This window comes from Vibrio olivae, from assembly GCF_042428525.1.
In the GTDB taxonomy this organism is placed as follows: Bacteria; Pseudomonadota; Gammaproteobacteria; order Enterobacterales; family Vibrionaceae; genus Vibrio; species Vibrio olivae.
The window spans coordinates 245,414-264,639 of sequence record NZ_JBHMEP010000004.1 but is presented as its reverse complement, the minus strand read 5'-3'; the positions used below and the strand labels follow the sequence as shown (position 1 = coordinate 264,639).

Genomic DNA, 19,226 nt, shown 5'->3' with positions numbered 1-19,226 from the left:
CGTTTTTACATACGTTTACAAACGCCGAACAGACCAAGTACAAATGAAACTTAAAACATACAGCACAAGGGTTTAGAAGCATTTAAACACATTTATTTAGATGAAAAAATTAATAAACTGGAGAAAAAAAATAAAAAGCGATTTCGATGGGTTTTGGTTGAAATACGCCAAATTTTGTGTGCAAGGTTTGTGTCAAATCAGGCGATTAATTAGCCACAAAGTAACACGGTAAAAATGTAACAAAGTGAAACTAAAATGCCGTGAAAAGAATAACTTGATGATGGATGCCTTGGCGAGAAACAACGCGGGCTATTTCGATGAATTTGCTTGTAGCCCAGTTGCCGATGAGCGCATCATACCATGCGCGAAGCCCCTCATCTTTTGCCGTTTTGGTCAGTTTTTGGCTTGGCATGTCGTTGAACGCGCAGCATGACATGACTAACGTTTGCTTAACATCTCTTTCATATCCGCTCTGTAGTAAAGCGGGTAAATAAAAAGGTTTAGATGCTGGATCTAAACCTCTCTGGGAGTCTCCTCTTAATACGCCTCGCTCGACGCATCACAATAACTCTGCCATAACTGATACGCGAGTTCGTACGCCTTATCACGATCGTGAAATTTAGCAAACAACACAGCAGCCATGGTGGCGATAACCGCGTTGGCCATCGTCAACCAATCGGACTCAGGCGTATCAAAAACGCAGCGTTTAGGCATCGGCGCTTCGGTTAATATCTGTTCTGGCCAGTAATAGGATTCAACTTCACCTTTATGGCTCATCCAAACCGTTTGACTCACTTTAGGATTATATTCTGACTCCCCAGAGACGCCTTTAAATGACACCACGGATTCACTATGTTGACCTATCATGGTTTCCACTTCTGCATGCAACTGCTGAAAGCCTGGGTGAAAACTGCCTCTTAAGCCAATTTTAGCCGCCCCTGGATTGAGGGCTCGCACCACGGTATTAATTGGCGTACGTAAACCATAACGATGTTTCCAAGCGATCATCGTCTCAGCCTCAGGAGCGAAAACATTCAGAGGTAAATAAACGATGCTATCGGCCTCTAGCATGTCACGCGCTAGCTCAGGCGATGGCGCTTGCTGGATCCCGAGTTTATCGAGATAGTGGCTGGCATGCTCTCGGTTTGAACCGACTTCATGATAGCCATGCACCAACACCTTATACCCACTCGACGCGAGTAGCTTGGCTGCCAACAAATGCCAAGGTTTTCCGGTTGCCGCTCGTTTACCTGCGTAGCAAGGCCAATCAATATCCGCCCCCAACTCCGGGACGCGCTTTTGAAACGCTTTTACAAACCCAGCTATCTCGTCGTATGTTTCATTTTGAACCCGAATCAGCATCATTAGCATAGCCATTTGATCATCACCAACTTGACCATCTAAATACTCATCCATAATTTTATAGGCTTGATCGAAACTCAGTGGTTTACGGCCTCGCTCACCGCGCCCAACGGTACGAATACACTCTAAGATACTGCTCATACTCGATTTCCAATGTTATTTAATGAAGCATGCTAAAGCTGGCAATGTCGTGCATAGCATGCTGATGAATCGCAGTATTACCCTGTCATCATCAATATTCAAGTTGAGTAGACGTTGTTGATGTTGAGCGTCTTACCGATAACGCTTGAAAGAAGAAAAAAAGCCTCTCCGGTTAGGGAGAGGCCTCTTTACCTGTGACTATTTTTTATTATTAACGAATTCAAGTTCGCTATGGCGGTTACTAAAGCAATTAGCATACCAAATTACAAAGCTCCGAATTGCCAGCATAAGTTGCTGGATTAAATGCCTTTTTGCACCATAATAGTTCAGTGCTCGAACGCTAGTTGTGCACGAACTGCAAATAACGATTTGGTTGATTGACGCACGACCAAATCAATCGGAGGTAATCGCACCTCATACTCCTGACCGCTGAGTAAGTTAAGCAAAGAATGAGCACATATCGCGCCAATTTCTTCAATAGGCTGACGTAATGTGGTTAATGATGGCGTAAAGTATTGCGAGGTGGGTAGATCATCAAACCCCACCACCGACACATCCTCCGGCACACGGTAACCCTTGTCTTTTAAGGCTTTAATGGCGCCATAAGCCGTTTGGTCGTTCGCTGCAAATAAGGCAGAAAAATGGACGTTTGATTCAATCAACTCGAGGGTGCGTTGATAGCCAGTTTCTGAGCTAAAATCACCTTGTTTGACGAGTTTCGGCATCACTTTTATTCCTGCCTCATTCAGCGCTCGCTTGTACCCTTCAAATCGCGCGTGCGCATCGGGCTGAGTGGATAATCCCTTGATATGAGCAATATTCGCATGCCCTTGTTGCAGTAGGTGTAACGTCGCGATATAGCCACCCAATACATTATCGACACTAATCGAGCGCACATTTTTCGCTTCAATCTGATAACCAACCGCGATAACAGGAACCTGTTCGGCGTAACGGAGAATCTGCTCTTGTGACAAGTTTCCCGTGACAATAATCATCCCATCAACCTTGCTGTTGGATAGATATTCAAGTGCATGGGTTTCCAAACTGCGTTGCCAGTGCCCAGTCGCTATCGTTAACGAATAACCATGGCTGATGAATACCTTCTCCATGTCATTTAAAATACGACTGGTATAGGGGCTATCAGGATGCTGAATCAGCACGCCTATTCGCATCGAACGCCGCTTTTGCTGCTCAGGAATGTTGATATTGGGTTTATAACCGAGCTGCTTAATCGCTTGTTCAATATTGCTGCTTTTCTCTGTTGATACATACGTCGTTCGATTCAAAAATCGAGATACCGTGCTTGGTGAAACACCAGCTAGCGCGGCAACATCATACACTGTAGGGGTCGTTTTCTTTTTCATTATATTCACGCTATTGATGGTATACCTCAATATAAGTGACTCTGTTGAGAGGGCTCAATAGTCCTTTTGTCAATAGAGCCTAAGCGTCACATTTCACCTATCCTCTCATCCTCAAGGATGAGAAAATTTGGTTTTAAACCACTTAATCGACAAGAGAAAAAATCATCCCCGGCCGAAAATACCGACCTGCCGTATACTTAAGCCCGGTATTAATCAAAAACCGATGCAAACCTTCGTATGACGTCAACTCAATGTCACGGCCAATAGAGGCAATAAATTGAGTCAGATCCTTAGGTAAATTCGGGTTTACTCGGCCGTCATCAAATAACCAATTTGCGCGTTTTAAACACTTGAGCCATTGTTGCGCTTGTTGCGGGCCAATATTGAATGTATCGCACAATGCGGGCCCAGACACAGCAACAGAGCAGTTGAAACCTTCCGGTGCAGCAAACGGTATTTTTGCCTTAGCGTATAATGCTTCATAAACTGTATTCACCAATGTCTCCGCTTGTTGCTGCTTGCCAGCCAATTTAAGTGCCGCCGCGGTACTAAATTGCACACCAATCCATACGTCTTGTGCTTGGAAAGCCTCATGGGGCGCGCCATCCGCTAATGTCATGTTCGCCACCCCAAGCATCGGGCTATTTATTTCAAAGTTATGCTGATAAAGGTAATCAAGCGCACGACTCACTCGTTCAGTAGCAAACAGACCTTGAGGTTCATCAACGAGCTTAAGATACGTATCAGCAAGCAGCGCATCACCAAAACTGTTGTCAGAATCCAACTCTAAAATCGACGCGTAACTTGGCGTAAATGCATGGGGGGCATGCTGTAAAAGCTGAGCTTTACGCTGACGACGCTGCTGATATTTTGATGTGTCTGGCTGTGGAGAATGATTTAGCCAGCGATTTAACACATTTGCATCATGTACTCGATCACCAGTGACATTCAAACCCAATTGAGCCAGAGCGTCAGTTCCCTCTCCAGTGAGGTGTTTAGCTTGAATAGGGGTAACGAAAAAGTGGAAATAACCACGCGCTTCATCCCATAAACTCTCTTCAAGCTCATTGTGCGCGCTCACCGATTGTTTTGAATACTCAATGCTTAACGCCTCTTCGTCCATCAACTGCGCCAACCGACTCGCGGCGGTAAGGCCTGCGACCCATAAGCTCCCGCAGTAAATCGAGATGCCGTGAGAAGACAAATTATCAAACGTATCATCCGTCCCCCGCGTTAATGGAAAGTGCTCGCCTGGCTCTATTAACTGCTGTAAAAAGGCAATGCTCTCTTTCACAGCCGGCCAGCAAGCGTCCACCACGGTTTTATCACCCGTACGCTGGTAATGGCGATACACCATGAGCACAAACTTCGGCGCCAAATCTTTCCACTCTTTGACGTTATGCCAACTGTAGGCATCAGGTTGAATGTCATAAGGACTACCGAGGTCATGAATAACGGCGCCACGAATCGCGCGAACGCCTTGGTATTTCTCATCCACCAGCTCGGCAAACGGCTTGTCTTCATACTCCCAATAACGTCGAAGCGTATTGTCTGAGTCCAAAATGGCACAAGCAAAAGCCTTCATCACGTGCCCATCGAGCTCTGGCAATAGGTAAAGAATTGAGAAAGAGCCATAGAAATAGACATCCAAGGAATTAAAAAACGGATAATCAACACACTCTTTGACTAAAAATTTATGCTGTTCATCCCACACCGTTGATTCACTGATGAATGACAATGTATTCATGGCCATCGTGGCATATTTGAGCGCGGTATCCTCACCGTCAAATTGGCTGCGGGCTTTGGCATAAAACGCCTGTTGCTGATCAATGATTCGCTGCTCAATGGAAGAATATTGATTGAGCAGCGTCTGCATGATAGCCAGACAACGATTTGGCGTCTCCTCAGTTACATCCGGTTGCTGAGGTGTTTTGAAATAACGCGCATACGCTTTGCGTGACTGCCACCCATCAAGTGCAATTTTGGCGTGATCCATCACTTGGAAAAACCGAACGGCTTGGCATTCATTAGGCTCCAATTCGATACGCACGCATACGATGGCGCTGAGCGCCTCGCGTCCACTGTAGATACCGCGTTCAAAGTGATGCTGTGTTCTTGCCGTCAGCAAGCTCGATTTCACCTCGGTTTCAACATTTGAAGTATAAATGCTTGGCTTGGTGGAAACGCTGATGTTCCCTTGATGGTGCGCATTGGTGTCCATATGCACACCGAATACAACGTCCCCCTCAACGTCCGACCCATATGGTGAATCGCTGCTCAGACGCACACCAGTAAACACCCCGTCCTCGGTATCAATATTGACCTGAACATGGGTGTGCTTATTCGGGTTTTGAACCAAGCGACACGCGGAATCCTGTATACCGTCTCGTCCTTTCCGATAGGTTGACCCCATTAAATTAGCAAGTGGTTGGACTAACGTAATAACTTGGGTTTCCACGCTGTGGTTGGTGAATTCAAATTCATTCCAATGCCCGGGCAAAGCGCATAACTTAGCGTCATGACGGACAATCGGCGAGATGACTTTGCGTTTCACATCAAGCTGTTCAAAATGATGGTAACGGTACTCGGCAATGGGATATAACGCCCGGTATTCAATACGTTCACCATCAACAGCGTCAATCAAGTTAGGCTGACTGGCGGTTAATCGTCTGGCATAAACGCGTTCATCAAACACGATGCCATTAAAAAAGTCGAGCGCGACAAAAATCTGAGTGTCAACGGCATTGGGGACCGCATCCAATGCTTGGCGCGTGTGTGCCGATAGCACCACTTGCCAACGTTCAAAATTAGCCCTGTTCTGTTGATAGAAATCCCCTTGTTCAAGGGCCTGACAAATCGCCGTTAGGGCATCCGTCTCGGATTCCGCAGTCAAAACTTGGCCACAAAACTGCGCAGGGTAGTATTTGAGGTGATTAACTAAGTCATTTAGATTGGTGATGCGTAAATGCTCTAAACACGGAGGCGGCGCGGCAGAGAGATAAAAGTCGTTAAAATGAATATTATCCTCTTGCGCTTCGATAAATATACCGGGAATAAAACTGAAGTTTGGCGTATCACCATTGGGCGTCAGCGTAAATGTGCTTCCGATACCACCAATAGCCATACCGGTATTACTAGGTGTCGTAGAGATGGGAGTATACCAAGGCTGAATGAATTCTACCGCTTCACCTTGAGACGTCAGTTCACTGGCTAAGCCGCAATAACTGGTGTAAGGAATTGTCGAGTTCATAGTCACATTCCATTTTTCCGCCCTCGCCTCACTCGATGCCAAGTGAGGCGGCGCGCCGGGATGAATTATCTACACAGTCAGGTAAGCCCTAAACTGCCCTTTATGTACGTTGGGATCACTCCCCTAACACCACTTCTACTTGGTGCTCACCTGCTTCGAGCACGGGTATCTTATTTCCTGCTATCCATTCGCCGTTTACTTTAATTCTGGAAACCCCACTCGATACCTGATTGGGATTTGATACCGCAATGTGATAAGTCGCACCGCGGAAACGGCGCCGAACCGAAAACTCCGGCCACGATTTGGGAATACATGGGTCGATAATCAAACCATCAATGTCTGGGCGAACCCCTAAAATCCACTGGGTTCCAGCCACGTATGTCCATGAAGAAGTCCCGGATAACCAAGCATTACGACCAAGCCCAAATTGTCGATGTTCATCTCCGAGAATATTTTGCGGATAGCAGTATGGTTCAGACTCAAACACATCCAACGTATCGTTTTTCGAGGCAGGATTAATTTGACGGTAATATTGATAAGCGCGGTCGCCATTGCCACTTTTGGCTTCAGCGATCATTACCCAAGGGTTGGCATGCAAAAAAATCCCCCCATTCTCTTTGGCGCCTGGCGGATAGGTAGATACGCCGCCAAGTTGCGGGTCAAAGCCGTTATAACCTGGGGTCGATAATTTAATCCCGTTGGCTGTATTGAGTTTTTGGTACACTGCGTCGAGCGCTTGTTTAGCCCGCTCTTTACTCGCAAAACCAGAAATGACCGGCCAGCTCTGACCATTGGTATAAATTCGACCATATTGATTGTGTTTAGAACCAATGGGCTGACCTTGCTCATCAAAATAACGGATGTACCATGCGCCATCCCAACCACATTCATTGACGGTTGCTTTCATCGCTTGATAATCGTTCTGATACTGTAGAGTGAGCGCACCATCGCCCCGAAGTTGACACAGGTCTAGCATGTCCTGAAGCGCTTTACCGTACATGTTTGCAACCATCATGGATTCGGCTCCGGTCGGCAAATTCACGGTATCGTTCCAATCAGCAAATCCCAGTAGCGGAAGTCCGTGTGCGCCGGTGTTGTTTCGAGTGAAGTCAATCGCACGCTGTAAATGCTGCCATACAGTGGCGACTTCCAGTGGTTCACCACGCTTATCTTTTTGATAGAACGCAATTGGCTTATCTAAAAATGAGTCATCTCCGGTCTCTTTGACATATTGCGTGACGGCAAAAATGATCCACAAATGATCATCGCCATAGTAATTAGGGCGGTCTTCTTCTTCTCTGGAGTCGCCGGCGTTGGCTTCCATGGTAGACGGGAAAAACTGGTGCATGGCTGAGCCATCTTGGTTTTGTACCGACAACAATCGTTCTATCAGTTCACGCGCTTCATCTGGCATATGGGCAATGACACCAAGGGTGTCTTGCGATGAGTCACGAAACCCGATCCCTCGCGCGCCGTAACCGAGCTGGTATAACGACAAATAACGAGACCAATTTTTTGTGGTATGACATTGGCGCGGATTATGGACATTGAGCATGGAATTCATCGATGGATCTGGCGTGTTGACTTCTAAGGTTGATAAATAGTCGTGCCAAAACTCGCTCAGCTGAGCAAACGCGCGATCCACATTGTTGTGGTCACGATACTTAGCCAAAAGAGGTTGTGCCAATTCAAGGCTGGGCATTTGCGTCAATTGAACCACGGTTCGCTCGCTCTGCCCGGGAGCTAACTCTCCCAAACGTAAATTTAACGCGCCAATGTTATCACCACGCAGTGCTTGGCTGTTGGTCAGTTCCTCATCGTCTAGCGCTTTGGGCGATGCCCAGCTTCCGTAGCCAAAATCACCAAGAAACGCGGCGCGATCGCCATCAAATGAGGTCGCCTTGCGGTCAGCACTTAAAAGATTAACGGCCATATCCCGCTTCATAAATGCGTATTGCTCAAGCACAGTAAAACCATCGAGCTCATGCGCTTTGAGGGTCATAGTTTGAGGTACCCAATCCGCGTTCACCAACTGCTTCAATGCGTCGAAATGCGAAAATTCAAACACTGGCACCACATCAACACTAAGCGGGCGATTCGAGATATTGGTGACCTTGATGTCTTTCAGTAATACCGGATCGTCTTTGGGCACAAAGAACGTGACTTCACAGCGCACGCCAAATGCTTCAGAAATAATCTTGGTATAGGATAGCCCCGTATGATTTTCAAAGCGCTCTAATGGTTTTAAGGTTGGCGTATAAAACGGCGAAAAAACCTCAGTTCGCCCCTTTGCATCACGCACTTTTAAATACAAGGTCGACCCTTTAAATTCTGAATTCGGCAACTGAGTAATGTATTTCGTAATACGATTAAGCGCAGGGTCACCTTTACACAGCAAAACCCCGCCATTGCTGTCTACCAGTCCACCAAAATTTAGGGTACCCACATAATTACACCATTTAATGGGTGTACAGGGTGTCGTCGCGACATATTCACGATGCTCGTCGTCAAAATATCCAAATTTCATCATTAGTATCCTCGGCCCCTCCCCATGGAGGAGCCTATATCAACAGTTGTGGCGTTGGTCTTTCTTAGCTAGCGAGAGATTTTTCACTCAACGCGTCAAACAGGTGAATCGCATCCATATCGAGATACAAGGTTAACGCGTCTACATCAACTTCGGCGGCTTGGGTTTCCACCGTCAATTCCTGCCCCTCAATTTGCGTTTTGAGTAAGATGCTCGCACCAAGCAACTCTTTATCCAAAATATTGACCGGAACAGGCAGCACACGTTGATGATCAATATGCTCAGCGCGCAGATGAATATCCGTTGGACGAATACCAAAGTGGATCGCTAGGTTCCTAGAGGCAAGCGTTTTAAAGCGTTCAGGCAGTGGCATGGTGATATTACCAAGTTCAATCATCCACTCGTCGTTACGATTAACCAATTTTGCATCAAGCATGTTCATTGAAGGGTTGCCGATAAACTGCGCCACAAACTTGTTCGCCGGACGTTTAAACACTTCGGTTGGCGTGCCCACTTGCGCGACATAACCGTCTTTTAAGATCACAATGCGATCGGCTAATGTCATCGCCTCAATTTGATCATGGGTGACATAAATAGTGGTGGTTGAGAGCTCGCGATGCAGCTGCTTAATTTCTTCACGCATAGAGCCACGTAATTTGGCATCTAGGTTAGATAATGGCTCGTCAAACAAAAAGACTTTAGGCGTACGCACCATCGCACGCCCCATTGCAACCCGCTGACGCTGACCACCTGAGAGTTCTTTTGGTTTACGATTAAGGAGGCTTTCAAGCTCAAGCATTTTTGCCGCTTTACGCACTTCGGTATCAATATCCGGCTTTGACATTCCCTTCATTTTCAGTGCGAAGGCAATGTTTTCATACACCGTCATATGCGGGTAAAGTGCATAACTTTGGAACACCATGGCTAAGTCACGGTCTTTGGCATCGATTTTATTCATCAAACGCTCACCAACGTAAATCTCGCCATCGGTGATGGTTTCCAACCCGGCTAACATACGTAATGTGGTCGACTTTCCACAACCTGAAGGGCCTAAAAACACCACAAACTCACCATCTTGAACAGTAAAATCAAACTGTTTGACGACGTCGACTTTACCAAACGACTTTTTAACATTACGGAATTCAACTTTCGCCATTACTTGTTCTCCTCTGCGCGTTCAAGCAACATATTTCGATACGCGATCGCGCTTTGTTTGAGCGTGCGTTTCTGGGTTTGATAATCGACATGGACAATGCCAAAGCGCTGCTCGTAGCCATACGCCCACTCAAAGTTATCCATTAAGCTCCAAGCAAAGTAGCCCGTCACGTTGACACCTTGGCGAATTGCCTCGTCTACCGCTAACAGGTGACTTTGAAAGTACCGGGTACGCTGTTCATCGTTGACTTCACCATCGATGACGCAGTCATCCCCTGCTGACCCGTTTTCAGTAATCAGCATCGGCGGCATATTGGTATAACGCTGGTGGATGCGAACCAGTAAGTCTGTCAAGCCTTGTGGGTAGACCTCCCAGCCAATAAAGGTATGTTCGGCTTGCGACTGTTCCACGTTTTTGATGTCACCGTTTTCGTCAAAACAACATACATGGCGGGTGTAATAATTGATGCCAACATAGTCCACTGGCGCATGAATGATCGCTAGGTCGCCATCAAGAATCATCGGTAAATTGCTGGCTTGACGCTCGAGAACCAAGGCCGGGTATTCGCCTTTCAGCACCGGGTCCATAAACCAGTGATAACCTTCTGCCTCGCTGTAATCCGCCGCCGCTTGATCTTTTTCGCTTAGCGGATAAGAAGGCGAGGCATTAAAAACGATGCCATGTTGTGATTTGGGCGCATTGCGCCGTAACAATGGCATCGCTAAACCGTGCCCAAGTAACATATGGTGCGCGGCCAGTAACCCTTCACGTTCGCCTTTAATACCTGGCGCGTGAATACCCCAGCGATAACCCAAAAATGAGGCAACAAACGGCTCGTTGAGCGTCGTGTAAACATCGATTTGATCACCAAAATGGGCACTAACCACCTCCGCATATTCAGCAAATTTGTACGCCGTTTCGCGGTTAAGCCAGCCACCTCGGTCCTGTAGGTATTGTGGTAAGTCCCAATGGTAAAGCGTCACATACACTTTCATGCCTTTGGCGTGGCACTCATCAATAATATTTTGGTAGAAATTAAGGCCTTGCGGATTTAACTCACCTTCATGAGGAAAAATGCGCGGCCAGGCAATCGACAGTCGATACGCATCGACTCCGAGGCCATGAATCATTTCAATGTCTTGTTTCCACAAATGATAGTGATCGCAGGCAATATCGCCGTTTTCACCGTTATGAACCGCACCGGGTAAAGCACAGAAGGTGTCCCAGATAGATGGGGTTCTTCCGCCCTCTTTGGCAGCCCCTTCAATTTGGTAGGAAGAGGTCGCCACCCCAAACACAAAGTCGGGTTGGCTCAATCTTGAATCTTGAGGAAGTTGATATGTTTTCATGCGAATTCCTTAAACGTTATCCTTTCACGGCACCGGAAGTGAGGCCACTGATCATCTGTCTTGATGAGAATAAATAAGCGGTTACCAGTGGAAGAATCGAAATCGTTGTTCCGAGCATGACCGCGCCCCAAGGCGTATTAGGAATGCCTTGAACACTGCGCAGAGCTTGGGTAATGACGTAATTTTCTGGCGTAGTGAGTACAACCAGTGGTTGCATGAACATATTCCAGAAGAACACAAATTGAACAATGGCTAGCGTGGCTAAAGCCGGTTTCATTAACGGCAGAACCACACTCCAATAGGTGCGAAATTCGCCAGCGCCATCCATTTTTGAGGCTTCAAGTAACTCTTTAGGGATCGATGCGACGACATGTTGACGCATTAAAAAGATACCAAATGGCGTAGTGGTAAAGGGCAACCACACAGCGAGATGGTTGTCGAGTAACCCAAGGAATTTAACGATCATGAAATAGGGAATCAAACTCAATACAGGCGGAATCATCATCGAACCTACCAGCATACCAAACAACCATTTTTTGCCTTTAAATTGGTAAACGGCAAACGCATAGCCGCCCATACTACAAAAGAGTAATGAGATGGTTGTACCGAGAAATGCGACGTAAATTGAGTTAAACATTGCCTGCCAAAACGGCATGATTTGCAATAGTTTTTCGTAGTTAATAGCTAAGCTATCACCAATCGCAAAGCTTATCCCACTCCCAAAAATCTCGGTACGATCCCGCGTGGAAAGCAGCGCAGACCAAAGGAAAGGAAACACCGTCATCAATGCGGAGATAATCAAAACAATCCCCAGAATGACCATCAATACTTTTACCGCTAGATCGATGGTGGTGTCTTTGGGTTTTAACGACGTCCGTTTTGTCGTCATGGTGTCATTGGACACGTTATTTTGTGCAGACATAATTAATCCCCTAACCCTTTCTTACCAAAGAAGAAAAATTGAATCGATGTACAAGCGGCAATCAAGATAAATAGCAACCAAGAAATCGCTGATGCAGTACCCATTTCAAGCCATTCCCAACCCACTTTGTAGAGATACATCGAAATAGTTAAGCCTGATTGCCCGGTACCACCAGTACCACGAGTCAGAACGAAAGGTTCTTCAAACAGTTGCAAGTTACCAATGATGGTCATGGTCACCGCGAAGAAAATAAACGGACGAATCATTGGCAATGACACATACCAAAAACGGCGCAGTGCGTTAGCACCATCCATTCTCGCCGCTTCCAAAATATCTTTGGGAATCGTCATCAAACCAGTGGTATAGAGCACAATGTTGAAACCGGTGTATTTCCAAAACACCATGATTGCGATTGAGGGTTTAACAAAGGTTGCATCGTCCAACCAACGAATCGGTTGAAAGTCATTGATCCAGCCAAACGCCCAACCAAATAAACTGCTATCCGCCAGAGCCATCAAAGACTGATTAATGATCCCGGAATTGGGCGAATACATATTAAAGAAGATCAGCGACGCCGCGACCGTTGACGTAATATAGGGCAAGAAATAAGCGGATGTGAGCCAATGCCGAAGCTTATCGCCCATCGACACGAGAATGTACGCCACAGGAATCGCAATTAAATGCTGTGCAACCCCGGATGTAATCGCCAGCCAGAACGTATTACCCAACGCTCGCCAAAGCCAAGGGTCGGTTAATGCAATTTGATAGTTATCGATGCCGACATAATTCATCGCTGCCAACCCTTCTACTGGGTTCCATTGCTGGAACGACAAATAGATGGAAAACAGCAGCGGAAACACGCCAAAAACTGAAAAAATAATCAGGAACGGCAATAAAAAACCATACGGTGTAAGCGCTTTCACGTTCAGCCAATATAAAAAGCCTTTACGCTCGTCGCTATCGACCTCTTTGCTCGTTACATGATTCATAGTTAAGACCTCATTGCTGATGTAAGGCGCGGTGCATCACCGCGCCTCATTTCTCTTACAAGTTACGGGTACGGCGTTTGATCATGCGTTCCGCATCTTGAAGGGCGGCTTTAATGTCTTTACCCTCATCAAGGACTTCCATTAAGGCATTTTCTAGGATGATGGCACGTGCTACGTGGTCCCCTTTTGCTGGCTGTACTGGCTTGATGTTTTTCGCCACATCAGCAAACAGTAATCGCGCTTTTTGACCGCCAAGAAACTCAATGGGCTCTTGGAACATCGGGTCATCGTACGTCGTCACATTGGCGGGGAAAGCGGCGATAGTTGCAAAGCTTTTCAGTTGAATATCACGACGCATTGTCATGTATTCAATCAGCTTCCACGCTTCATCTTGCTTTTTAGATTGAGTCGGAATTGATAAGAACGAGCCGCCCCAACTGCCGTAAATGCCATCAGGTAAATGAGAGACGCCCCATTTGCCTGAGGTATCAGGCGCAATCCAATTTTTTAAGTGGCCAAGTAGCCAAGCACCTGAGAGTTGTGTCGCAAACGTGCCATTCTTGAAGCCTTCATACCATTCATTCGACCAAGCAAGAATTCGACTGTCTAAGCCTTTATCACGGATCTCTTTTGCCACTTCAAACGCATGGACAAAGCGTTCAGAGGTAACCACCGAGTTACCATCCTTATCGAAATATAATCCTTCGCCTTCAGGTACGGTGGTAAAAATAATCGCTTGTGCCACGTCAGCAGCGGACGCAATCAATTGAATGTTTTGCTGTTTGAGTTTTTCACCTGCGGCAATGTAAGAGTCCCAATCTTTGATCGCTTGTTGAACATCAATACCAGCTTTTTCAAAAATATCTCGGCGGTAATACATCACGCCAGGGCCTAAATCGACAGGAATACCATATACGGAGCCATCAGCGCCTTTACCTTGAGCCCAGGCGTAAGGAGCGAAGCGTTCAGCGTATTTATCAGCGCCATATTGCTCGGAAAGATTGACTAAACCGCCTGAGGCGACAAATGGACCGATTTTTTCCACATCGACCACAATCACGTCGCCGGCACCAGAGCCTGTCGCCAAGTTGGTTGTAAGTTTGGTATGGTGGTCACCATGGTTATTCATCAAGTAATCCACGTGAATCCCGGTCTCTTTTTCAAAATCAGGCAGAATCACTTTGAGACTACTGTCGAAATCGGGAAACCCATCAAAACGGATGTCATTATCGGCAGCGACTGCACTGGTTGCGAGTCCTAATGCAACTGCTCCAGACAGGGTAATAGTCTTGAAGTTCATGTTAGTTCCTTCGTAGTTATTGGCGTAGGGGTAAACGATTTAACAGACTCACGCACAACCAAACTTGGTGATAACTTAAAGTCCACATCATGTTTACTCTTATGTAGTTTTTGTATTGCAAGCTGTACCGCTTCACAGCTCATGGTTTCAATCGGGAAATTAACCGTTGTCAGCGCCGGAGTGAGATAGCGCGCAAACAAGATATCGTCAAAACCCACTAATGAAATTTGCTCAGGAATACGGAGCCCACATTCCTGTAATACTTCAAAGGCGCCAAACGCCATGTGATCGTTGCAAGCGAAGATCGCGGTAAATTCATGCTCTCGCTTAAGTAATTTTCGCATTGCCATGGCCCCTGTTTCCTCAGTAAACCCGGACTCAATCACCAGGTTTTCATCAAACGCAATCCCTGCTTCCTCAAGCGCTTTGCGATAACCTTGTAAACGTCCGCGCGCATCGGATTTATGAAGCGGCCCAGTAATACAGGCGATTTTGTGATGGCCCATTTCAATAAGATGCTGAGTCGCCAATTTGCCGCCAAGCTCGTTATCAATATCAATGCAGCTGTGCGCGAGTTCCGGAATAAAGCGATTCACCAACACCAGCACAATGCCTTGTTCTTCAAGTGCAATCAGATAATCATCTGCAAGCTGCTGGGTATGGAGAATCAGCGCATCCACGCGGCGGCTCAATAAAAACTCCACAGAATCCAGTTGCCCTTGTTCAGTATTCGACCCTGCTGTCACTACCAGATGATATCCAAGCTGCCTTAAGCGCTCTTCAATGGTCTGAAGCACCTGTGAGTAAAATGCGCCGCCAAGCTCTGGCACAATGACACCAATACTGCCCGTGCGGCTTGAGGCGAGCGCTTTTGCGATAGAATTTGGCTTATAGCCGAGCTCTCGTATCGCTTTTTCTACTTTCAGCTTCTTTTCATGGCTGACTTTTGACGTGCCATTAATGACTCGGGACACTGTCGCCTGAGACACTCCTGCAGCATCAGATACATCTTTGATGGTGGTCACAAGCCCCTCTCACCTGTTGATTTCTCATTAGGCGCATTTCGATTGTCTTGAGCATCTGGCAAAAGAAAGCGCTTTCATATGGTGAGTATCCAGCAATGTCTGATTACGTAGAGTGATAGGCATCACACTCGATCAGCGATCAACTTGGTGAATTATCGAAAAAGCGTACTGATAGAGAGTTTCATTTCATGTCATGAAACAGTTTCATGGATTCGCGGTTTAGTTTCATGAAGCTCGCTGATTTCACGCAACAAGCGCTTAACCTCCAACGCGCTTAAGCGCTGCATTGATGACAAATTAAACAACAATCACAACCGGTAAAAAAAAAGGCCAAACAATGGCCTCAAAGAGAATGAATATGGATAAAAAATGGCCCCGATTATCAAACGGTGTTTTCAATGGGGGCCAATGGACAGTGGCAGTTATCCCCCGTTGATTACCACCATGCTTCAAACATTGCGCCGACGGTGACAGTATCGTTATCAGATGTTGTGATAGTCACTTCATCATCTGCATAGCCCGCAAACTCGTTATCCGAGTTACCAAACGTCGCGTAAAAACGCAGCATTGGGCGTGAAGACATAAATGGACCAAAGGTAATATTTTGTGACACGGTCACTTTCCATGCTTTATTGGTCGCATCAATCTTGTCGTAATCAACAAGGCTGTAACCTAATTCGACCCATGTAGAGTTCACATCATCCCACGCATAACCGGGGCGTAAGTTAATGTTGTAGTTTGAACGGTCTTGATCGTCAGCCACATCCAATGACTGATACGCAGCAACATAGGCAAATGATGCTTTTGGTGTAACTTGATAGAAGCCATCCACACTGACCAAAAACGCTTGCTCATCATCAACTAAGTCAAACGCACTGTCTTTGGCGTTGTCACCATAACGCACCACCAAACGCTGACCGTTCATCATCAACTCACCAGCTAATTGATAGGATTTCACGTCACGAGAATCACGTTCTTCGATGGTATCAGAGGCAAAACCATAGTTAGCGTATATATTCAAAGAGGCGCCACCAAGGTCGATGTCATGCAGTTTACTGGTGATGGCATAGCGTCCGTTGTCACCCACCATATCGTCATCCACTTGGCCGACAAAGCTCAAGTTAAACTCACCAAAGCCAAGATCCAGGTTTTTGAAACCACCACCTTGACCATCATGGGTGACCCAAAAGTAGTCGTTAAGGTCGGTTGCTGTACGTTGGTGGAAATCACGCCCACCCCAGAAGTAAAGAGAAGGTTGGGATTCAAATAGGTTCGTCACCCCTGCGTACATTTTTTTGACGTTAAGCCCGCCATCCGCCTCTGTACTGCCCGCTTCCCACCAAGTTCGATCTTGGTAATGGTCAACCATTAATACCAAATCCCAAACCGCGCCTTTATCGGATTTCAGTACTTTTCCGAGCTGGAATTCACCGCCGTAGTTTTCATTACCAAGACGACCCGTGGCGTTACCATTCAATGCACCATACGCATTGACCATTCTTTCATCGCTACTTGCATAAGCATTACCGTAACGAGCATAACCGGAAAAAATAATGCCTTTGGGAACTTCTACGTCTGGTGGGAGGTCTATAGACTGTTGCTGATAGACATAATCGGTTTCTACTTTCTTCTCCAACTCTTGAATTCGTTGAGTTAAAGCATCAATTTCAGCGTCAGTGGCGGCAAGGAGGGGAGCTGAACCAAGCACGGAACCCACTGCGAGTGTTATTGGCAAAAGCTTAAGATGTTTCATGAGGTATCCCTATCTTATTTAGGTTTATTGTCTTTCTGTTTTCGGTGTTCTGGGCACATAGTAAGGGATGAAAACGCTGAAAAGTCGGTTTTCCCTCACAGGTTGTTGGTGCATAAAACCCCATGAAACATGAATTTTCCTACAAAATACCTAAAACTCCTTAAGTTTCATTAATTTAAATAGGAAAATTAATAACACCACATACGTGTAAACGGTTTCATTTCATCCAATTAGGACGATTCCATCACTAAAATCAACCAATTACAGGTTTTCCATTGAGCGAAATTGTGAAAAGTTTTCATAAATATGAAATTTTTCATAAATATGTATAAAAATGATCAAAAGAATATGCTTAGGAACTGAGCTTTAAGTGAATAAGTCGACGGTTAAAATGATGCAGTTTCACACTTCAATCCGCGCGGTGAGGATAACCCACCATTGACATTCAGCAGCGCTGCCATGCTATGGTTAAGAAGTTGAATATCATTAGGATAATAAATAGATATGGAAAACAACCGTTCCCACCTGTTAACTCTTCGAACAATAGAACCTAGCGATTACCCAGAATTAGCCGAACTTATGGATCTCGTGTTTCATGACGTCGGCGGCGCTTGGCCAAGAATCACGATCATGGATCTGATTCATCAATTTCCTGATGGCCAGATTTGTATTGTTGATAACGGTAAAATTGTCGGTGCGGCACTGACGATAAAAGTAAACTATAACCGCTTCTCACTTCCTCATCTTTATACTGACATCATCACCGAACAAAATGTCATTCAAAACGAAACCACGGGTGATGCCATGTATGGGTTAGATGTCTTTGTGCACCCAGATTATCGCGGTTTGCGACTCGGGCGCCGTTTGTACGATGCCCGCAAAGAACTTTGCCGCAGTGGCAACTTTAAAGCCATACTAGCTGGCGGACGCATTCCTAAATATCACCATCACGCAAAGGAAATGAGCGTCACTGAGTACATTGAGAAAGTCAAACGTAAAGAGCTTCATGACCCGATTCTATCCTTTCAGCTCTCAAACGATTTCGATGTAAAACGTATTATGCGTGGTTATTTACCAGAGGATGAATCATCACGCGGATACGCCACCTTACTTGAGTGGGATAATATCTTCTATGAGGACGACATTGCCTCCATTCATGATGTGGAAAAATCGTTAGTGCGTATCGGTGTGGTTCAATGGCAAATGCGTGCCATGAATGACCTGGAAGACTTTTTAGAGCAAGCCGAATTCTTTGTTTCATCGATAGCCAATTACAAATCTGACTTCGCGCTGTTCCCCGAGTTTTTCAACGCGCCGCTCATGGGGCTAAACACCGACCAGACGCCAGTAGAAGCCATTCGTTTTCTCGCCAGCTTTAGTGAAGAAATTAAAAATCGCTTCGCGCAGATGGCGGTCACCTACAACATCAATATTATCGCGGGCAGCATGCCTGTGATTGAAAACGATACCTTATATAATGTGGCGTATCTGCTTCATCGTGACGGTCAAGTCGACGCTCAATACAAAGTCCATATCACACCTCATGAGGAGCGAGATTGGGTTATTGATGGCGGTGATGGCGTTCAAGTATTCGAAACCGATGCTGGTCGTGTGGGTATTTTAATCTGTTACGACAGCGAGTTCCCTGAACTTGGACGCATGATGGCTGAGCAGGACGTACAAATTATTTTCGTTCCATTCTGGACCGATACGAAAAACGGCTATCAGCGTGTTCGTCTCTGCTCACAGGCGCGTGCGATAGAAAACGAATGTTACGTTGCCATTGGCGGCAGTGTCGGCAACCTTCCACGGGTCAATAATGTCGACATTCAGTACGCTCAATCAGCGGTCTTCTCGCCGTCAGACATCTATTTCCCCCACGATTCTACCCTTGCCGAAGCAAGTGCCAACACTGAAATGCTGATCTTTGCAGATGTTGACCTTTCGAAGCTAAAGCATCTTAACACTGAAGGTTCGGTAACCAACTTACGCCATCGTCGCCTCGACTTATATGGCGGCTTCACTCAGCCCAAGAACGAAAAGTAATGTAATTTTTGGGTACAAAAAAGAGGAGCCAATGCTCCTCTT

General features: G+C 46.1%; 13 protein-coding genes. 2 read left to right on the top strand and 11 right to left on the bottom strand.

The window, feature by feature from the left end; genetic code table 11:
- The first annotated feature begins 244 nt into the window (after window positions 1-244).
- The gene (locus ACFFUV_RS15130; RefSeq protein ID WP_390194404.1) at window positions 245-433 is read left to right on the top strand and encodes a hypothetical protein; all 189 of its coding nucleotides are present in this window, start codon (window positions 245-247) and stop codon (window positions 431-433) included.
- A 104-nt stretch (window positions 434-537) separates the two neighbouring features.
- On the opposite strand, the gene ACFFUV_RS15125 is transcribed toward ACFFUV_RS15130, so the two are convergent.
- The 11 genes from ACFFUV_RS15125 to ACFFUV_RS15075 form a co-directional block, all read right to left on the bottom strand.
- Entirely contained in the window at window positions 538-1,503 is a 966-nt protein-coding gene (locus ACFFUV_RS15125; protein WP_390194402.1) for a glycosyl transferase family protein, read from the bottom strand.
- Window positions 1,504-1,829: 326 nt separating this feature from the next.
- Complete coding sequence (locus ACFFUV_RS15120; RefSeq protein WP_390194400.1) at window positions 1,830-2,867, bottom strand: LacI family DNA-binding transcriptional regulator; 1,038 nt, start codon at window positions 2,865-2,867, stop codon at window positions 1,830-1,832.
- 142 nt (window positions 2,868-3,009) lie between these two features.
- A complete protein-coding gene (locus ACFFUV_RS15115; protein WP_390194398.1) occupies window positions 3,010-6,117 on the bottom strand; it encodes a GH116 family glycosyl hydrolase in 3,108 nt (1,035 codons plus the stop codon).
- Window positions 6,118-6,232: 115 nt separating this feature from the next.
- Window positions 6,233-8,647, bottom strand: a complete 2,415-nt coding sequence (locus ACFFUV_RS15110) for a glycoside hydrolase family 94 protein (protein WP_390194396.1) — start codon at window positions 8,645-8,647, stop codon at window positions 6,233-6,235.
- A 61-nt stretch (window positions 8,648-8,708) separates the two neighbouring features.
- Complete coding sequence (locus tag ACFFUV_RS15105; protein WP_390194394.1) at window positions 8,709-9,800, bottom strand: ABC transporter ATP-binding protein; 1,092 nt, start codon at window positions 9,798-9,800, stop codon at window positions 8,709-8,711.
- Complete coding sequence (locus ACFFUV_RS15100; RefSeq protein WP_390194393.1) at window positions 9,800-11,149, bottom strand: GH1 family beta-glucosidase; 1,350 nt, start codon at window positions 11,147-11,149, stop codon at window positions 9,800-9,802. The genes ACFFUV_RS15105 and ACFFUV_RS15100 overlap by 1 nt, the downstream gene beginning before the upstream one ends.
- 16 nt (window positions 11,150-11,165) lie before the next feature.
- Entirely contained in the window at window positions 11,166-12,038 is an 873-nt protein-coding gene (locus ACFFUV_RS15095) for a carbohydrate ABC transporter permease (protein ID WP_390194424.1), read from the bottom strand.
- A gap of 35 nt (window positions 12,039-12,073) precedes the next feature.
- The gene (locus tag ACFFUV_RS15090; protein WP_390194392.1) at window positions 12,074-13,060 is read right to left on the bottom strand and encodes a carbohydrate ABC transporter permease; all 987 of its coding nucleotides are present in this window, start codon (window positions 13,058-13,060) and stop codon (window positions 12,074-12,076) included.
- 55 nt (window positions 13,061-13,115) lie between these two features.
- The gene (locus ACFFUV_RS15085) at window positions 13,116-14,360 is read right to left on the bottom strand and encodes an ABC transporter substrate-binding protein (protein ID WP_390194390.1); all 1,245 of its coding nucleotides are present in this window, start codon (window positions 14,358-14,360) and stop codon (window positions 13,116-13,118) included.
- On the bottom strand, window positions 14,357-15,385 hold the full coding sequence (locus tag ACFFUV_RS15080; protein WP_390194389.1) for a LacI family DNA-binding transcriptional regulator: 1,029 nt from the start codon (window positions 15,383-15,385) through the stop codon (window positions 14,357-14,359). The genes ACFFUV_RS15085 and ACFFUV_RS15080 overlap by 4 nt, the downstream gene beginning before the upstream one ends.
- Window positions 15,386-15,821: 436 nt before the next feature.
- A complete protein-coding gene (locus tag ACFFUV_RS15075; RefSeq protein WP_390194388.1) occupies window positions 15,822-17,138 on the bottom strand; it encodes a carbohydrate porin in 1,317 nt (438 codons plus the stop codon).
- A gap of 504 nt (window positions 17,139-17,642) precedes the next feature.
- Between ACFFUV_RS15075 and ACFFUV_RS15070 the strand changes: the two genes are divergently transcribed.
- Window positions 17,643-19,184, top strand: coding sequence for a GNAT family N-acetyltransferase (locus ACFFUV_RS15070; RefSeq protein WP_390194386.1), 1,542 nt, complete (start codon window positions 17,643-17,645; stop codon window positions 19,182-19,184).
- Window positions 19,185-19,226: the final 42 nt, after the last annotated feature.